The 16,335-nt window shown below is 39.5% G+C and carries 11 protein-coding genes and 2 pseudogenes; 4 read left to right on the forward strand and 9 right to left on the reverse strand.

Annotated elements, in window-relative coordinates:
* Position 1: 1 nt before the first annotated feature.
* The 4 genes from H6G77_RS12915 to H6G77_RS12930 all read right to left on the reverse strand — a co-directional run bounded on the left by H6G77_RS12915 (position 2) and on the right by H6G77_RS12930 (position 5,629).
* The gene (locus H6G77_RS12915; RefSeq protein ID WP_190595052.1) at positions 2–1,333 is read right to left on the reverse strand and encodes an ATP-binding protein; all 1,332 of its coding nucleotides are present in this window, start codon (positions 1,331–1,333) and stop codon (positions 2–4) included.
* A 220-nt stretch (positions 1,334–1,553) separates the two neighbouring features.
* Positions 1,554–3,422, reverse strand: a complete 1,869-nt coding sequence (gene glmS, locus H6G77_RS12920; RefSeq protein WP_190871760.1) for a glutamine--fructose-6-phosphate transaminase (isomerizing) — start codon at positions 3,420–3,422, stop codon at positions 1,554–1,556.
* A 720-nt stretch (positions 3,423–4,142) separates the two neighbouring features.
* On the reverse strand, positions 4,143–4,388 hold the full coding sequence (gene psaC / locus H6G77_RS12925) for a photosystem I iron-sulfur center protein PsaC (protein ID WP_190595050.1): 246 nt from the start codon (positions 4,386–4,388) through the stop codon (positions 4,143–4,145).
* Positions 4,389–4,687: 299 nt separating this feature from the next.
* Positions 4,688–5,629 carry a Rieske 2Fe-2S domain-containing protein gene (locus tag H6G77_RS12930; protein WP_190871761.1) on the reverse strand — a complete coding sequence of 314 codons (942 nt, stop codon included), beginning with the start codon at positions 5,627–5,629 and terminating at the stop codon, positions 4,688–4,690.
* Between the two features lie 155 nt (positions 5,630–5,784).
* Between H6G77_RS12930 and H6G77_RS12935 the strand changes: the two are divergent.
* From H6G77_RS12935 to H6G77_RS12940, 3 genes and pseudogenes are all read left to right on the forward strand, one after another.
* Positions 5,785–6,354, forward strand: a pseudogene (locus H6G77_RS12935) (TetR/AcrR family transcriptional regulator); the annotation flags it as partial.
* Between the two features lie 48 nt (positions 6,355–6,402).
* Positions 6,403–6,504, forward strand: a pseudogene (locus H6G77_RS36595) (IS1 family transposase); the annotation flags it as partial.
* Between the two features lie 126 nt (positions 6,505–6,630).
* Positions 6,631–7,257, forward strand: a complete 627-nt coding sequence (locus H6G77_RS12940) for a hypothetical protein (protein ID WP_190595047.1) — start codon at positions 6,631–6,633, stop codon at positions 7,255–7,257.
* Positions 7,258–7,300: 43 nt separating this feature from the next.
* On the opposite strand, the gene H6G77_RS12945 is transcribed toward H6G77_RS12940, so the two are convergent.
* From H6G77_RS12945 to H6G77_RS12955, 3 genes are all read right to left on the reverse strand, one after another.
* Positions 7,301–8,731 (reverse strand): cell wall metabolism sensor histidine kinase WalK, encoded by a 1,431-nt coding sequence (locus H6G77_RS12945; protein ID WP_190871819.1) that lies wholly within the window; start codon positions 8,729–8,731, stop codon positions 7,301–7,303.
* A complete protein-coding gene (locus H6G77_RS12950) occupies positions 8,728–9,441 on the reverse strand; it encodes a DUF4079 domain-containing protein (protein WP_190871763.1) in 714 nt (237 codons plus the stop codon). Before H6G77_RS12950 ends, H6G77_RS12945 begins: the two co-directional genes overlap by 4 nt.
* 142 nt (positions 9,442–9,583) lie before the next feature.
* On the reverse strand, positions 9,584–10,051 hold the full coding sequence (locus tag H6G77_RS12955; RefSeq protein ID WP_190595045.1) for a DM13 domain-containing protein: 468 nt from the start codon (positions 10,049–10,051) through the stop codon (positions 9,584–9,586).
* 270 nt (positions 10,052–10,321) lie between these two features.
* Between H6G77_RS12955 and H6G77_RS12960 the strand changes: the two genes are divergently transcribed.
* Positions 10,322–12,616: a glycosyltransferase gene (locus tag H6G77_RS12960; RefSeq protein WP_190871764.1), complete on the forward strand. Its 2,295-nt coding sequence runs from the start codon at positions 10,322–10,324 to the stop codon at positions 12,614–12,616.
* Positions 12,617–13,124: 508 nt separating this feature from the next.
* Here H6G77_RS12960 and H6G77_RS12965 read toward each other — a convergent pair.
* On the reverse strand, positions 13,125–14,465 hold the full coding sequence (locus H6G77_RS12965) for a TldD/PmbA family protein (protein WP_190595043.1): 1,341 nt from the start codon (positions 14,463–14,465) through the stop codon (positions 13,125–13,127).
* Between the two features lie 205 nt (positions 14,466–14,670).
* Positions 14,671–16,143, reverse strand: a complete 1,473-nt coding sequence (locus H6G77_RS12970; protein WP_190670636.1) for a TldD/PmbA family protein — start codon at positions 16,141–16,143, stop codon at positions 14,671–14,673.
* Positions 16,144–16,335 lie beyond the last annotated feature (192 nt).

A 16,335-nucleotide genomic window follows, 5' to 3' on the forward strand; every position in this document is an offset into this window, starting at 1 on the left:
CTTATCCTTCATTGTTTAAATAGTAATCAAAGGTTTTTTCACCAACGTCTTTATTCGATGAAACATTTAATAGTTCTTTAACTCGCTCAATGTCTTCAGTTGGTTTGTTATATTGTATGGTGCCACGGCTCTGACGAGGCGGAATTGCTGATTGCTCAGGAAGTTGAAAAGTGGTACTTGTATCTACTTCAAATACAGAGTGAATTGAAGTTTGCAAATACGCTCGCTCAAGTAAACTCTCAGATATCTCACCACGCTCTACACGACTCTTTTCATCTGCCATTTTTCTTAAAAATGTAAGAACGGGAACCGTTAGTTCAGATACTTCTTGTTTAATTGATTTGTAGATTGGTGAGTCGTAGTCAATCCCTGTTTTTGTTGTCGTCCAAGGTAAATAAGCAGCATCATCAGACTCGAAAAAAGCATAACCTCTAAAAAATGCAAAATCAGCATGATATTTCGGGAAACCACTTTTTGTACCCCAGCCCATTATTTCAGTTTGGTCAGCTTCAAGAACCATCCTTTCATTGCAGAATACATACCATCCGCCTTCATTTAAATTTCTATCTGATACACCAGCATACAAGCTAACCCGCACTGGCGTATCTATTTCATGGCTTCCAAAGTATTTATACTCTTTTTCAAATTTTGCCACTTTAATATTGTCAGAAGTACGAAAATTAAGGGGAGTTGGGCGCAGATCCTCATTATTTATACTGATGCTTAAGCCTTTTTTTATTTTTAATGAATATGCAATAGTTAATTCTTGCCTTAATTGCGATAGAAAATTTTCTAATCCTAAATCTTCTGACACACTCTCATGCAATTGTTCAATTAATATTCGAGTTCCGATTTCACTGGATTCGTAATCACCATCTTCTTGAACTTCTAAAAATTCAAATGTCCATTCATCTTTATTTTTCCATTCATCTACATCTTCTGAAACTACAAATTTCGAGCTAGAGGTAGTTGATTGAACTGTAAATTTTTTTCCAATCTTGAAAAAAGCTCGCTTCATCCCAATTCCAAATCTTCCAATTGATTTTGGCGTTACTGCTGCATCATTGGCTCTTCCAAACTTGAAAGCATACTCCTCTGCTTCCTTGACGGTTATTCCTCCACAATTATCTTGAATTTGAAAGTACTCTTTGTTGGCTAAAATTTTTATCCAAAGCCCTTCATAATTCTCATTGCTCTGTAAATGAGTTGCGCCATCTACTGAGTTATCAACAAGATCAATAATCGCACGAATAAGCGGTATATCTCGCACCAACATATATATGAATAAATCTTTAGTTGGTTCAGCATTAATTACCCGTGAATTATCACTCATCTGATTTGCTTCTTTATGAAATATGCTTTTTATAGCCTAGTTTAGGCATAAATTTAGCTTAAGTCTATTCCTTTCTGCCCCTAACCATAAAAATAACCTCTGGAAGTTATCGAATTTGTACATGGTACAATCGTACTCCCTTAGAGGTTATTGTTCAATCGTTTTATGAGTTGTTGAACCGAATTATTCGTCTACAATTTACTGAAATATTCGTATCTATTTATTCCACTGTCACTGATTTTGCCAGGTTACGAGGCTGGTCAACGTCTAAACCGCGACGGGCGGCGATGTGATAAGCCAATAGTTGCAGAGGTACAACTGTAAGTATTGGCGATAATAATTCATCGACTGATGAAACGGGGAGCAAGTCGTTAAATATTTCTGCTGCTTCGCCATCTTTTACAGGTGTTACACCAATTAAGCGAGAATCTCTGGCTTTGGCTTCTTGGGCGTTAGAAATTACCTTTTCATATACATTACCAGGAACCGCGATCGCCACTACCGGAACTTTCGCATCTAATAAAGCAATGGGGCCGTGTTTCATTTCCCCAGCCGGATAACCTTCGGCGTGAATATAGCTAATTTCTTTTAATTTCAAAGCCCCTTCTAAAGCAATGGGGAAGTTAATTCCTCTTCCTAAAAAGATGAAATCTTGAGTATCAGCAAATTCATGGGCTAAATGTTCGGTTAAACGTTCTTGACTTGCCAATGTTTCTTCAATTTCTTGAGGAATTTGTCGCAGTCCGTTAATAATTTGCTCGATAGTTTCTTTGGGAATTGTTTGACGACGGGCAGCTAAATCTAAAGCTAAAGCATAAAACGCCATCAATTGGGCAATAAATGTTTTTGTTGCTGCTACGCCAATTTCTATCCCAGCTAAGGTACTAATAATATTAGGAACACTATGACCAAGGCTACTTTCTGGGCGGTTGGTAATCCCTAAAAGTCGCGCTTGATATTTCGCCTCTTGACCTTGGCGGCGTTCTTTTTCCATTGCTAAAGCTGCTAAGGTATCGGCAGTTTCACCAGACTGAGTAACACCAATAATTAATGTATTTGGTGTTAGTGGTGATGGTGCATAACGATATTCCGAAGCGTAGTGTACTTGGGTGGGAATTTCTGCTAATTGTTCTAATAAGTGTTTGCCAACTAAAGCGGCGTGCCAACTTGTACCACAGGCGACGATGTGAATTTGTTCTAAATCTGCGTAGAGTGACTCAGACAAGCCGAGGTGAATAGGCGACACAGACGCATCAGTTGAATTATGAAAATATGCTTCTAAATTAGCTCTTACCACTCCTGGCTGCTCATAAATTTCTTTGAGCATGAAGTGTTTGAATCCCTGCTTTTCGACCATTGTGGGACTCAAGTTGAGCATCCGGGGTTGTTTTTTCAACCTCTCGCCAGCAAAGTTGTAAATTTCCACGCCTAATGGTGTGAGGCGGGCAATTTCCCCGTTTTCTAAGGGTAATACGGCACGGGTGTAAGCAACGATCGCCGGGGTATCGGAAGCACAGAAAAATTCACCTTGTCCAAATCCAATTACTAAAGGTGCTTGTTGACGCACTACAATTAACTCGTCGGGATAATCAGCCGAAATCACTGCGATCGCAAATCCACCTTCTAGCTGATTAGCAGCTTGACGAACTGCATCTAAAAAATTTAACTCTGGATTTTTTAATAATTCTGCAATCAGATGGGGAATTACTTCTGTATCAGTTTCCGAACGAAACTCATGTCCTTTTTGTTTTAAGTCTTCCCGTAACTCGCGGTAATTTTCCACAATGCCATTTTGAACTACCGCAATACGTAATGCTGTATCCAAATGGGGATGAGCATTGTACTCTTCTGGTTTACCATGAGTAGCCCAGCGAGTATGACCAATGCCAATTTGAGCCGGATTTTCTAGCTGTTCGAGTTTAGAACGCAGGTTATGTAGTTTTCCTTTTGCTCTAACACAATTAACTTCACCTTCCCAAATTGTGGCGATTCCCGCAGAATCGTAGCCTCTATACTCTAGTTTTTCCAGTCCAGACAGTAAAATTTCTGTTGCTGCTTGAGTGCCGATATACCCGACGATTCCACACATTGCTCACACCATTTTGGTTTTAGGATTATTAAATCCAGTATAGATGTTGGCAAAAGGGGTATATGGCTATAGGAGGAATACATTAAACTCAGGCAAAATTAAATAACTAACCCACTTAATCTCATTACAAGTCCGTTTTATACCTAACTACGAGTGCGGCTTTGTCCTGTGTGTAGTTCTAATAAATCTGGTGTAGCGAGAAAGCCAAAGTAAATAGCGATCGCAACAGTAATTTCATGAAGCCAGACATCATTCCCAAAAAGGTTTTAGAGGATGTTTGAAAAGTATTGGGCAAATAGAATTCGCTACTACACAAGCAAAGTCCACACTTCGACAACCTCAGTGACCTCCTACGTGGACTAACACAAAACCAACAAATAACAAATAATGACTCCACAAAAAACGCAAAAATGATTTTGGAGGGGGCTTGGGGGACGCAACCGTCCCCCAATCGGGGGTGTGGGGGAGAATCCCCCAAATCTTGTTCATTATCTGATAGGTAGAGCAGAAATTGAGAAATCAACTCTCATCACCTTAACTGAACCTAAGTTCTCACAAAAAAAAGGAGCAACTTGCTCCTTCTGCCACTAAGGTATGTTTATGGTTTTTGAAGTGTTTACCCTAGTAAGGTGGGCATAACCCACCCTACAGTGCTAAAAAAGCTTGCTATGGAGACACTTAATTGAAAGTCTGATGAGAAATTTTAGAATAAATTCCGCATCAATAACCTAGACCCATGCTGCGAGTTGTTTCAGCGCCCAGGTAAACCCGGATGCTCAAAAAGTCGGTGGGGCAGGCAGTTTCACAACGTTTGCAGCCTACACAGTCTTCTGTGCGGGGAGAGGAGGCAATTTGAGCAGCTTTACAGCCGTCCCAGGGCACCATCTCTAGCACGTCAGTAGGGCAGGCGCGAACACATTGAGTGCAGCCAATACAGGTATCGTAGATTTTTACGGTATGAGACATTGAAAAAAGGCTCCTTTCGAGTTCTCTTCTCTGCGAAAGAATCATAATCAAGGCATAGTTTACCGCAGTGGCTTATCCAGAGTAAGTAAAAGGCTACATAACTTCAAACAATGTAATAGGCACGTTTTAAAGTTAAAATTTGCGAAATTTCTCTGTTTCCTTATAAATCAGCTACAGAAGAGCAACGTGTTTCCCTCATTTGTTAACTACCTTCAAGACTTGGTGTAAAGATATGTAAACAAAAACGGTCAAGGGTAGGGACGCACAGATAATTTCAAACATCAAACCGGATTACCATATTACCAATCTTGATATAGTTTTTGAGCATGAAACATAATTTCCTCTTTTGGTAGGCGAATTTTAGGTGTTTGACGAGGATAGGATGTTTCTATAGCGCGTGTATCTTGCTCAACAACAGTTGTGACTGCACTCAACATTGAGCGTCTCAATAAAGGTAGCAAAATTGGGTGTTTGGGTTTGCTGAAGACCAACACAAAGGTTTTAGTGTGAGTTTCTGTTTCGGGATATAAGATATGCACCTGCAAAATTTCTCCTAGTAAAAAAGAGGTGCGAAAAGTTATCAGTGTGGGAAACGCATATTCTAAAATGCCAGTGTAGGTTTTAGGTGCGGTCAAAACAACAGGATTGCGGATGATATCATTCCAGGTGCTATCTTCACGCTCTAGTTCTTGGACAACTTTCACCCAATATCCTTCATGTTCAAACACCGGCACGCGATTAGCTTTAATACCAAATAAGTCGCGGTGTGTGCCGCTTTGATGGTTGTAGTCATAGTTAATTAACAAGTTATCTAAAAAAGTCCCACGGATGCTTTTTTCCCCAGCTACACCGACAAAACTCATACCTGCACTCACTTTTGGGATGAGGTCTGGGATGGGAATTTTTGGAACATGACCAGCATAAGTCCAAATACAGTCATCTTTGATGATTAATTCTAGGGGTGTGAGCAGTGGTTGACCAGACTGATGCAACCTTCCTTGTGCATCAAATTCTAAGGCATGAAAGGGACAGGCAATTGTACTCCGTTCTGGGCAAATCCAGCCATCAGATAAAGGTGCTTGCAGATGGGGACAAACGTTATCTAGGGCGAAAATTTCACCTTGCTGATTTTGCCAGAGGACATAATCTTGACCATTCAGCGCCACTTTATAAGGCTTGTTAATGCCCAGCATGGAACGGTGGGCAATTAACCACGGTGCGCCAGGGAGAATGACTGCCATAAAAGCCTCCTAGTTAAAGTTATGTGAGACTATAGCGATCGCTATAATCTCCCAAGGTTTAAAGTAAATTGTGACGAAACTTTCATATTTGTATTCAAAATACGACAGATTATTCATGTTTGTCAAGAACTATGGCTATGAGTAAACCTGATCTGATGCGCCGTCAACCCAAGCAAAAGCGGAGTCAGCAAAGGGTTGAAAAAATTCTCAAAGCAGCAGCCGAAGTTTTTGCCGAGGTGGGTTATGAAGCTGCAACTACTCATCAAATTGCGGCGAAAGCAGAAACAGCCATTGGTTCGCTGTATCAGTTTTTTCCCGATAAACTCGCCATATTTCATGCACTCGAAGCTATGCACATGGAACGGGTGACAGCAATTTTGAGCAAAATTATGCAGTCAAACGACAAGCATCAGACATTATCTGAGTTTATTGAGTTTACAGTGGATATCCACGCCCAATATTTTGCAGATCCCATCCCTCGCGTTGTCTATATTCAATATTTTGTCGCACCAGAATTATTTAAATTATTTGACGAAACCTTTGATAAGCAACTAATTCAACAATTCGCCGCCTTTTTTCGCCAGTGGAACCCAGACTTAACTTTAGAAAAAAGTGAACTCTTATCTGAAACGGTGCATCGAACTTATAACGCTTTACTGTTGAATGCGCTGAAACAGGATGAGAGTAAACGTCAAGCCCTTTATGCTGAACTCAAAACATTGTTAATTGCATATTTAACACCATACACTCTGCCACAGCAAGTAATGAAAGTAATGATATGTCCTTATTGTCAGTCATCCCGCTTATCGAAAAATGGGCATCGTCACGGAAAGCAACGCTATCTCTGTAAAGATTGTGGTAAGCAGTTTTTGGAAAGGTTGAGTTTGTAGTTAGGAAGTTGTTTGTGGAGATGGGGTGTATGGGTGTGGGGACAAGGGAATATCTTGCACCTAGTCCCGACGAATGGAATTTAGAAAGTCTATTAAAAATAAAGTGGATTAATGGAAATTATTTTTAATCGTCCTAGCGAAGTGTATTTAGAAAACAAGAGAGGGTTAGAGACTATTGATACTAATCAATTATTTTTGTTAGTGAACAAATCTGTAGAGCCAACAGCAGACATTATTAAGAAGCTTTATCAAAAAAAAATATGGCAAAAGGATGTATATAATCAAAGTATTAACATCTCTAAAAATATGATTTTTATTTTTCAATTATTAGGTCATCCTTGGAGTATAATATTTCTAGATTTTTCTGGTGTTTTAATTAAGGAAGAAGATGCACAAATAATCTCTCAGAGCTTACAAACCAATGCAATTTATTATAGAGGTAGTGATACTAGCAGTACGGCAAAATACCTACTATATAGTAAAGGTATTATGATAGAAAAATATATTTTTGAGAATGGAGTGATAGCAGAATTTCAATCACTTGAGAGAAACCTTGATGTAAATAATATTTCTAGAGGTACTATTGTAGATAGATTAGTTACAGAAAGAGATGCCTACATACCTAGTATTTATTGGGATTATTCACCAAATGAAGAAATAAATTTTTGCGGACGAAATGTTTTAAAATTTACAAATCTTTTTCCAGAAGATATTATTCGTATGGACTGCTTATCCTAATTTTAGTTCAGTCGATTAGTGCAAGATGTGAAGAAGGGGTTGTTTAATTTGATAAATAAGCTGGTAGGGTAATTGTAAATGTACTGCCTTCACCTAAACGCGATCGCACTGTTACATGACCATTCATACCTTCGACTAGGGTTTTAACTATTGATAGTCCTAAACCACAGCCACCGGTGGAACTGCTGCGGGCTTCATCGATGCGGTAAAATCGCTCAAAAATCCTGGACTGATGTTGTAAAGGAATACCATAGCCTTGGTCGCAAACTTCGATAATGGCTTGGTCGGCTTGTTGATAAAACTTGATAGTTACAGGGGTTTCTGGTGCAGAATATTTAAAAGCGTTATCAACTAAATTAATTAAAACTTGTTTGAGGCGGTTGTAGTCGGCTTTAGCGGCGATTGCTGGGTTAGTTGATTCAATGGTAATCTGGCGATCGCTATAAGTTTTCGCCATCACCACAACTTCGGTAATTAAGTCATTTAATGAGCAACTTTCGAGGCGAAATAGCAAATTACCACTATCCGCCCTGGCTAAATCAAGTAAATCTTGTAATAGTCGAATGGTGCGTTCGGCTTCGGCGGCGGCGGTGGCTAAAGCTTCTTGCTGCACTTCGGTTAAATTATGCTGTCGTCGCAACACACTTTGTAAGTAACCATGTACGATGGTCAGGGGTGTGCGTAATTCGTGAGATACATTACTGACAAATTGTCGCTCTTGTTCCCAAGATTGGAACAGCCGCGATAACATCATGTTGTAGGTTTGAGTTAATTCTCGAACTTCGCTAGGGGCATTTTCTAAATAAATTTGTGCTTGTCCTAAGTCTGCAAGGGAAATAACTTCTGTCATTTGACTTAACTGACGTAGGGGTTGCAGGGAACGTTTAATGTAAAATGCGATCGCAACAGAAATAATTGTAATAGTGATAATACTGCCAATTCCCAAACTCTGCACAATCACTAAAAACATGCTTTGTTCTTGGGTAACATCCTGCACAACAAATAAAGTTCCCACAGTCTGATTTTGTAATCTCAAACTACTCCCACACATCACAAAGTAGCTTTTACCCATTTCTTGAGCTATGGGTTTCATGGATGTCTGAGTTAAATTCATCAACTCAGCTACTTTTTTTGGTGGTAATTTATTTAAATTATCTGACTGGGCTATTATCTGATTTTTAGGATTTTTCACCCATAAATATGTATTTGTAGTACTTAAATTATTAATTGCACTTTGCAGCCCATTCTCTTCAGGTATTATTTCTGTATAAAGCTCTACATAATAAGGCAAATGTTGAGTAATTTGTTGAATATTATTTTTATAACTATTAATTAAAAATTGCTGCATTTTCCAGCTTGTCCAGATAGCTAGGCTACCTAATCCTAAAGCCGAAACCGCAGCAATGCCAATTGTCAGTCGAACACGTAATGAAAAAGGATCAATTATCCGAAAGATTTTCTGAATTTGGTTCACTTCGGTGCTTGAGGGTTGGGTGTTAGACAAGTTTTATTCACATAATCGCACTGATAAATATAAGGTTCCTGCCAACTCAAGGGAATTTCTAATAAGTCTCTTGTACCTGTTAATCCTTGTCCAATAAACAGTAAAAGAGCAACACAGTTTAATATTGTATGAATTACCCGCCAGCGATGGGACTTATAAATATCTTGCACAATTGCTAAGGAAAAAACCATCAGTAGAGATGCAGCAATGCCAATGTAGTAGTGTGACCAATACCATTCATTAGTCCGCCGATAAACTCCATCTTGACAGCCGAGAACTACTAAACCAATACCTGTTAAGGTAGCAAAAATCGCTCGCCATGATTTATTTTTGGCTTGATAAATCAGTACTAAAGAAGCAATCGTCGCCAAAAACATTAATATGATAAAAATTACTTGGAAATTAGCAGTATTCCACAATTGCTTTTTGATAATGTTTTTACCAATGGGATATGCTAAACCGACTAATGTTAAGCCAACAACAGCACTGGTTAGCCAATCACCCAATTGTTTATGCTCTTTACCAACGACTGGCGGAATTTTACTCTTACCTTCGGCTAAATTTTGTAACCGCCGTTGACGAGTTTGCCAAGCAAAGTTAACAACATTGCCAATTAACGGAAAGACAAAAATAACTGCGATCGCTGGATGTAAAAGCCCAAGAAAATCTGCTGTTTCCATAAATCTTTTGTATTATAACTATTTTGAATTTGCAATGTGTTTAGTATTTAAAATTAAAAATTTTACCAAAAAAATACTAAATATTACAATCTGAAATATTCAAATATCAACCCATACAGTTAATTATGGGTTGAAATACTGTTTAACCACCCAGACTAGCATAACCAAAAGTAGCATTAAATTTACGACACCAAACCGCTACTGATCTATATCCAGACAAATTAAGATTTCCCGGTAAAGCATAGCTTTGGCTACCACTAAATTTTCTTAAGCGACCAACTAAAACGTAATCTTTAGCTCTTAAACCATAGATTTTGGGCGCAGCAGAACGATGTAAAATTACGTACACATCAGGGCCGCTACTGGTTTTAAAATTCTGGCTAAATTGTAAATATCTGGTTCTGTTTCTGGTCACAATGCTAACTCTTCCGCGAGTTGCATGTTCGCCATTGCGGAAATTAGCAGACTGACCTACAGCCGCAGCTAATTGATTAATTGAAGTTTGAGCAACAGGTGTAGAAGTTGATGCCTGATATGCGGTCACTTCTGAAATAGAACCTAAACTAACAGTTGCAATCATCCCCAGGATAGCTAAACTCTGAAATTTCATAGTGTTTACATCCTCAATTACTGCTATATGAGAAGAATTTATAGCCGTCTTTGATGATGAATATTAAATTACGCTGAGAATTAGCTAAAAATTTGGTTCAGCCATTTTTATCAGAATTTAATTCTAGTTAATTTTACACTTAATTTTTAGCGAAAAAAGCTAACAAGATGATTTTTGTCCCGAATAATTGAACATAACTCTTGTGAATAGACTATATAATATTTCCATTCAAGTCAGTCAGATTTTTTAGTTATTTAGGAGATTAATCAAGTGCAGAAACCTGAACTTGCCAGAGTTAATCTTTTGAATCGAGGAGAGAAAAATAACGATGATTTAATTACACAAAGAGTTATTCTATTTCGCTTAGTGGCGTTCATACTTTTGAGCATTGTGATTTTATCTGGCTTGCTGGTAGCAGGTTGGTTTGCAGGTGAAATGACAATTAATCAGTTTTTTGCTCAAATTCACACTTGGCAAATGCAGCCGCCAATGTGGTTAGAAGCGCCAATGGTACATAATAAATATTTACTTTCGCTCACATTAGCGTTGCTAGTCACAATGTTTGCGGTGATGAAACTGTCACCCCAACCGCGTGTTTGGTCACAAAGGTTAGTCGTTGGCATATTAATTATTTTGACTGTACGTTATTTATTATGGCGATCGCTCTCTACCTTTAACTTGGCCGACCCCTTAAATGGCACAATTAGTTTAGGCTTATTCGTTCTAGAAATTGTGATCATTTCTAGCGGCTTGATTGAACTATTTTTAATGTTAAATATTAAAGAACGTCACCGGGAAGCCGATGAAAAATCCATCGAGGTGATTAATGGTGAGTTTACGCCATCTGTAGATATTTTGATTCCTACATATAACGAGCCAGAGTTTATTGTGCGGCGTACGATTATGGGTTGTCAAGCCCTAGATTATCCCGAAAAAAACATCTATCTTTTGGATGATAATCGGCGTACAGAAATGCGAGAATTAGCCGCCGAACTGGGATGTTACTACATCAGCCGCCCAAATAACCAACATGCCAAAGCCGGCAACTTAAATAATGCCCTGACGCAAACTAGTAGTGAATTAATCGCTGTTTTTGATGCCGATTTTGTGCCTACCACTAACTTTCTCTTGCGGACTGTGGGTTTTTTTCAAGATGAAACCATAGCCATAGTGCAAACACCACAAAGTTTTTATAATGCTGACCCCATCGCCCGAAATCTTGGTTTAGAAAATATTCTCACCCCTGATGAAGAAATTTTTCATCGCCATGTCCAATCAGTCCGAGATAATGTTGAAAGTGCAATTTGCGCGGGTACTTCTTTTGTAATGCGTCGTGCTGCATTAGAAAAAACTGGAGGATTTGTTACCGAATCTTTATCCGAAGATTATTTTACAGGCGTTAATTTAGCTGCTTATGGCTATCGCATTATTTATTTAAATGAATTACTCAGTGCAGGTTTAGCCGCAGAAAACATCGCTGCTTATGCAACTCAACGTTTGCGCTGGGCGCAAGGTACACTCCAAGGGCTGTTTATTCAATCTAATCCGTTGATTCTGCCTGGATTGACTTTAACTCAAAGATTAGCTCATTTAGGAGGGTTTTTGAGTTGGTTTGCCAATGTCGCCCGAATTTCTTTTTTGTTAATGCCTTTGGCTTATTCATTTTTAGGTGTAATTCCCATTCGGGCAAACTTACCAGAATTAATTTATTTTTGGTTGCCTCTTTATGTAGTCAATTTAGCGGTATTTGCTTGGTTAAATAAATATTCGCGTTCGGCGTTTTTATCTGATATTTATTTTTTGGTGTTATGTTTTCCGGTGGCTTGGACAGTTATTCAATCTTTGTTGCGTCCCTTTGGCACAGGATTTAAAGTTACACCTAAAGGACTAAGTAGCGATCGCTATACTTTTAACTGGAAATTAGCCTTACCTTTAATCATACTATTTATCGGTACAGCTATTAGTTTGTGGCAGAATCTCTGTATGAGCGTACTCAAACAAATGATAGCCACCCAAGTGCCTGCAATGGCTGAACAAACTGTGGGTGTGGGTGTGGGTTGGTTGTGGAGTATCTATAACTTAATCATGATTGGTTCAGCGATTTTAGTTTTTTTAGATGCACCCAAGACAGATAAATTTGAATGGTTTGATTTACGGCGAGTCGTAGAGTTAAAAATTGGTAGTGAAAGTTTTTGGGGTGTCACCACAATGATGTCAGAAATTGGTGCAGAGATAGCACTGACTCAGCAACCACCCATCGATTTATTAGTTGGTCAAACAGTCAAAATCAAAATCGCTGAAGAAAACTTACAGCTAAAAGCAGAAGTTGTCCATCAAGGATTTGCTAATGAGTTTCCGATTATTCGCCTCCAGTTTGAATCAGTCACTATTAGTCAACATCGTCATTTAGTAGAAATATTATTTTGTCGCCCTGGACAATGGAAGCGGCAAAATGCACCAGGAGAGTTAATTTCTCTCTGGTTAGTATTGAGAATATTGCTCAAACCCCGCTTTATTTTTAATCGCAAAATTGATGTTAGTCCGATGGTTGTGGCTAAGGTTTAAGAGGTTGTTTGAAAACTATAGTAATCCGGTTTGATTTCTGAATTTATTTGTGTAGGTAGGGAATAGGGAATGGGGAGTCGGGAGTAGGAAAGAAGCCCTGATCTGAGTGTACTGATTTTTTTCCCAAATCAAATATGAGTCCTATATTTGGTTAAGTAAGTCGGTTGGAAAAAACATAACTATATTAAGAAAAGTAAATTAAACTAAAACTCTCTTTCCTCCTGCCTTTTCCCAACTACAAATATTTACGTCGCTCTACTTATGATGGTCAGCACTTCTAGATTCCCCCTCATCCCTCTTTAGTTTGGTGTTGGGTAGCGGTACAATCTACAATTGCGCCACCACCCAACCTACTTTTTTTGAGATGTTACGTGGTGTGCAACTTTCTCTCAAACCTAACCCCCAACCCCTTCCCTACAAGGGAAGGGGGGCAAGATTCAAAGCCTCTCCCCGAAGCGGAGAGAGGTTTGGAGAGGGGTTTCAAAAATAAGTTGCACATCGCGTGATGTTATTCCCCAGTAATGGAAAGTCCATCAACCCAAACTCTCGGAGAAACACCGCCTGGGGTTAATTCGACTTCTTTTTCTAGGTAAACAATTGACTTGAGAACTTCTAAGAAATCACCAGCAACAGTGGCTGATTCTATACTTGTCTTCTCGCCTTTGTTAATTAACCAACCATCAAAAGGTAAAGAAAAGGAACCTTGTAAAGCTTTCACCCCAGCGTGCAGAGCATGTAAATCATCAATTAAAATGACATTTTCCGCAGTTGCTAAACTAAATTCTTGCTCAGGAGTTGCAGCAGCAAAGATATGATAGAAGTTAGGACTGACGCTAACTTTTGCACCAATACTTGCATTACCTGTTGGTTGAGCATTGAATCTTTTGGCAGTACCGGCACTGTGAAGAAAGCCTGTAAGTACACCATTTTCAATCAATTTTACCTGACGAGTTGGTGTTCCTTCGCCGTCAAAAGTTTCGGCAGCAATATTAGCCGGATGCAGTGCATCATCGTAGACTGAAAGTAATGGTGAAGCAATTTCTTTGCCTAAATCATCAGGTGTAGACAAACTTTGCTTATCTAGAATGCTTTGAGCATTGAATAAATTAGAAAAAGCACTCAACAAGTTTAAAAAAGCATCGGGAGAGAAGACAACTAAATATTTACCAGACTTGATTTTTTCGTAGTTTAAGTGACTGATAGTTTTGTCTGCGGCTTCTTTGATGCAACCATTAATATCTAGTTCTGCAACACTACGGCTGATTCTAAAACTATTCCCGCTACGAGGTTTTTTATCTTCTTCTTCTGTTTTGCTGTACAGATAAACTGAGGCGATGGAGTTAGACTCAGTTCTAACTGCACCATCACTATTGAGATAAAATCTGTCAATATCTCTTTGTGCTAAACCGTTATAAGGTACGCCTTGAATTGCTGGATGAGCCGAAAGTAATTCTTTTTCTGCTACCAATAGTTTTTCTATTAGTTCAGAAACTGGAGCTTGGGGAGCTTTATCTTCGGATGGATGAGCAATAGGAACTGTTGCTTCTGGGCTGAAATCTGGAACGTTTTCTTTAACACCAAAAAAACTAGCTTCGTAGGCAGTTTTTAAGGCTAATTCTAAGCCTTTGGGGTCTACATCTGTGGTGCTGGTAATCCCAATAGTGTTTTGTTCGTTCCACACACGTACAGTAACACCAGAGCGATTGGAAGCTTTAACTTGTTTTGGCTCACCTTGATCTACTTGCACGCTCGTTTCGTCTATGGTTGAGCCATAAATGTCGAATTTTTTGATGCCAAGTTTATCAGCGTTTTCTTTGGCGTAATTGGCGATTTCTGTGATATTAGGCATAGTCAAATTTTAGATTTTGGATTTTAAATTAGGCGTTGCATAATTGCGGGATGATTTATCTCACGCAGAGGCGCAAAGACGCAGAGAGAATAAGGAGTTAAAAATTTCCAAGACATCAAATTCATCTCCTCATTCAGCAATGCCTTAAATTAACCGCAGATGGACGCAGATATCTGTGTACATCTGTGGTTTGATATGTGGATGATTAACGTCCACCTACAGTAATAGAATCAACTTTGATGTGTGGTTGTCCAACTGTGGTGTAGATACTGCCGCTAACAGAACCGCAGAAGCCGGGAGCTAATTCTAAATCTTGAGAACACATAGAAATTTTATTCATAATTTCCTTGGCTTCACCGATTAAAATTGCGCCTTTTAATGGTTTAGTAATTTTGCCATTTTCTATTAAGTAAGCTTCATCAACACTAAAGTTAAATTGGCCTGTAGCGCCAACACTACCGCCACCCATTTTTTTACAGTAAATGCCTTTATCAATGGAGGCAAATAAATCTTCGTTGGTGTATTCGCCAGTGGCAATATAAGTGTTACGCATCCGGCTGGCAGCAGCAAAGGTATAATTTTGACGGCGGCCGCTACCTGTTCTGGGGTGTCCGGTGCGCCAAGAACCTGCTCTATCTGCTAAGAAGTTTTTGAGAACGCCTTTTTCTATGAGTAGTGTTCTTTGTGCCGGCATACCTTCATCATCCATATCGATTGTTCCGAAGGCATTGTCAGAACGACCTTCATCCCAAGCTGTTAAACTTTCGTGGGCGATTTTTTCGCCTTTTTTATCAGCAAAGGGGGTGGTGTTGCGCTCGATTTGAGTGGTTTCTAGTAGGTGTCCGCAGGCTTCGTGGAAGATTACGCCGCCAAAATGATTGGCCATGATGATGGGGTAAGTACCAGATTCTACGTAATCTGCATACAGCATTTTGCCAGCAGATTCAGCTATCTGCTCGGCGGCTTGGGTGTAGTCCCAAGTTTTCAGGAAGTTAGGATCGCTGGTATTGCCGGCACGTTCACCAATGGAAGAACGATTTGCACCATCGGTAGACAATAAGTTAAATCCTACCGATTGGGTGAGGCGAATGTCACGGGCAAAGGTGCCATCACTAGATGCGACTAAAATTTCTTGCCAGTCTCGGAAATAAGTGGCGCGGCGAGATTGGATATGGCTGGCTTTTTTGTTCAGAGCCGCAGTTCCATCTAAGAGAACTTCGCCCATTTCGCGGATAGAGCTACACAGTTCTAGCCAACCATCTTTGCCTCTTTTGCTGGCGTAGTCGCGCAGTAATTCCAGGTTGATTTCTGGGATGAAGGAATAAGGGGCGGGTAGTTGTAACCCTAAAATGGAAAGTCCTTTTTCTAAAGCTGCTTTTAAGCCAGTAAAGGAAAGGTCGTTGGTATTAACGTAGCAGTCGGCTTTGCCACGAAATACTCTGACACCTGCACCTGTGGACAAATTAGGCGAAATGCTGGTGATGGCATCGTCTTCTGCTAAACAATTAATGTAGTTGCGGCGCTCTAAGAAAAATTCAACGAAGTCAGCACCGGCGGCGCGTCCTAGTCCCAAAAGGGTTGCCAGGGGGGCTTCCCATGTTTCATCGAATCGTTCTGTCGTGGAGGAATATTTTAAAGTTGGTAGTTGGTTCGAGAGAAGTAGGGTACTTGTAAGCATGGGTAGCCTCGTCTGCTGGCAGAATTTCAGGGATTTAACTGAAAAATCCTAGTGTGTTAACTCTAGCAAATTTACCAAAATGCCGGAGGTAGTGGTTCGACTGCGCTCACCAAGCAAGGACAGGGGAGATGGGTTTTTGATTGCAATTTCCATGTATATACATAAAATTACTGGAGTACTTCCATGTATATA

Origin of the sequence: Aulosira sp. FACHB-615, assembly GCF_014698045.1 — a bacterium.
GTDB lineage: Bacteria > Cyanobacteriota > Cyanobacteriia > Cyanobacteriales > Nostocaceae > Nostoc_B.

Excerpts from the sequence above, each read along its gene's own strand:
- H6G77_RS12915 (WP_190595052.1), bottom strand. The coding sequence starts at position 1,333 with ATGAGTGATAATTCACGGGTAATTAATGCTGAACCAACTAAAGATTTA.
- glmS (WP_190871760.1), bottom strand. The coding sequence starts at position 3,422 with ATGTGTGGAATCGTCGGGTATATCGGCACTCAAGCAGCAACAGAAATT.
- psaC (WP_190595050.1), bottom strand. The coding sequence starts at position 4,388 with ATGTCTCATACCGTAAAAATCTACGATACCTGTATTGGCTGCACTCAA.
- H6G77_RS12930 (WP_190871761.1), bottom strand. The coding sequence starts at position 5,629 with ATGGCAGTCATTCTCCCTGGCGCACCGTGGTTAATTGCCCACCGTTCC.
- H6G77_RS12940 (WP_190595047.1), top strand. The coding sequence starts at position 6,631 with ATGGAAATTATTTTTAATCGTCCTAGCGAAGTGTATTTAGAAAACAAG.
- H6G77_RS12950 (WP_190871763.1), bottom strand. The coding sequence starts at position 9,441 with ATGGAAACAGCAGATTTTCTTGGGCTTTTACATCCAGCGATCGCAGTT.
- H6G77_RS12955 (WP_190595045.1), bottom strand. The coding sequence starts at position 10,051 with ATGAAATTTCAGAGTTTAGCTATCCTGGGGATGATTGCAACTGTTAGT.
- H6G77_RS12965 (WP_190595043.1), bottom strand. The coding sequence starts at position 14,465 with ATGCCTAATATCACAGAAATCGCCAATTACGCCAAAGAAAACGCTGAT.
- H6G77_RS12970 (WP_190670636.1), bottom strand. The coding sequence starts at position 16,143 with ATGCTTACAAGTACCCTACTTCTCTCGAACCAACTACCAACTTTAAAA.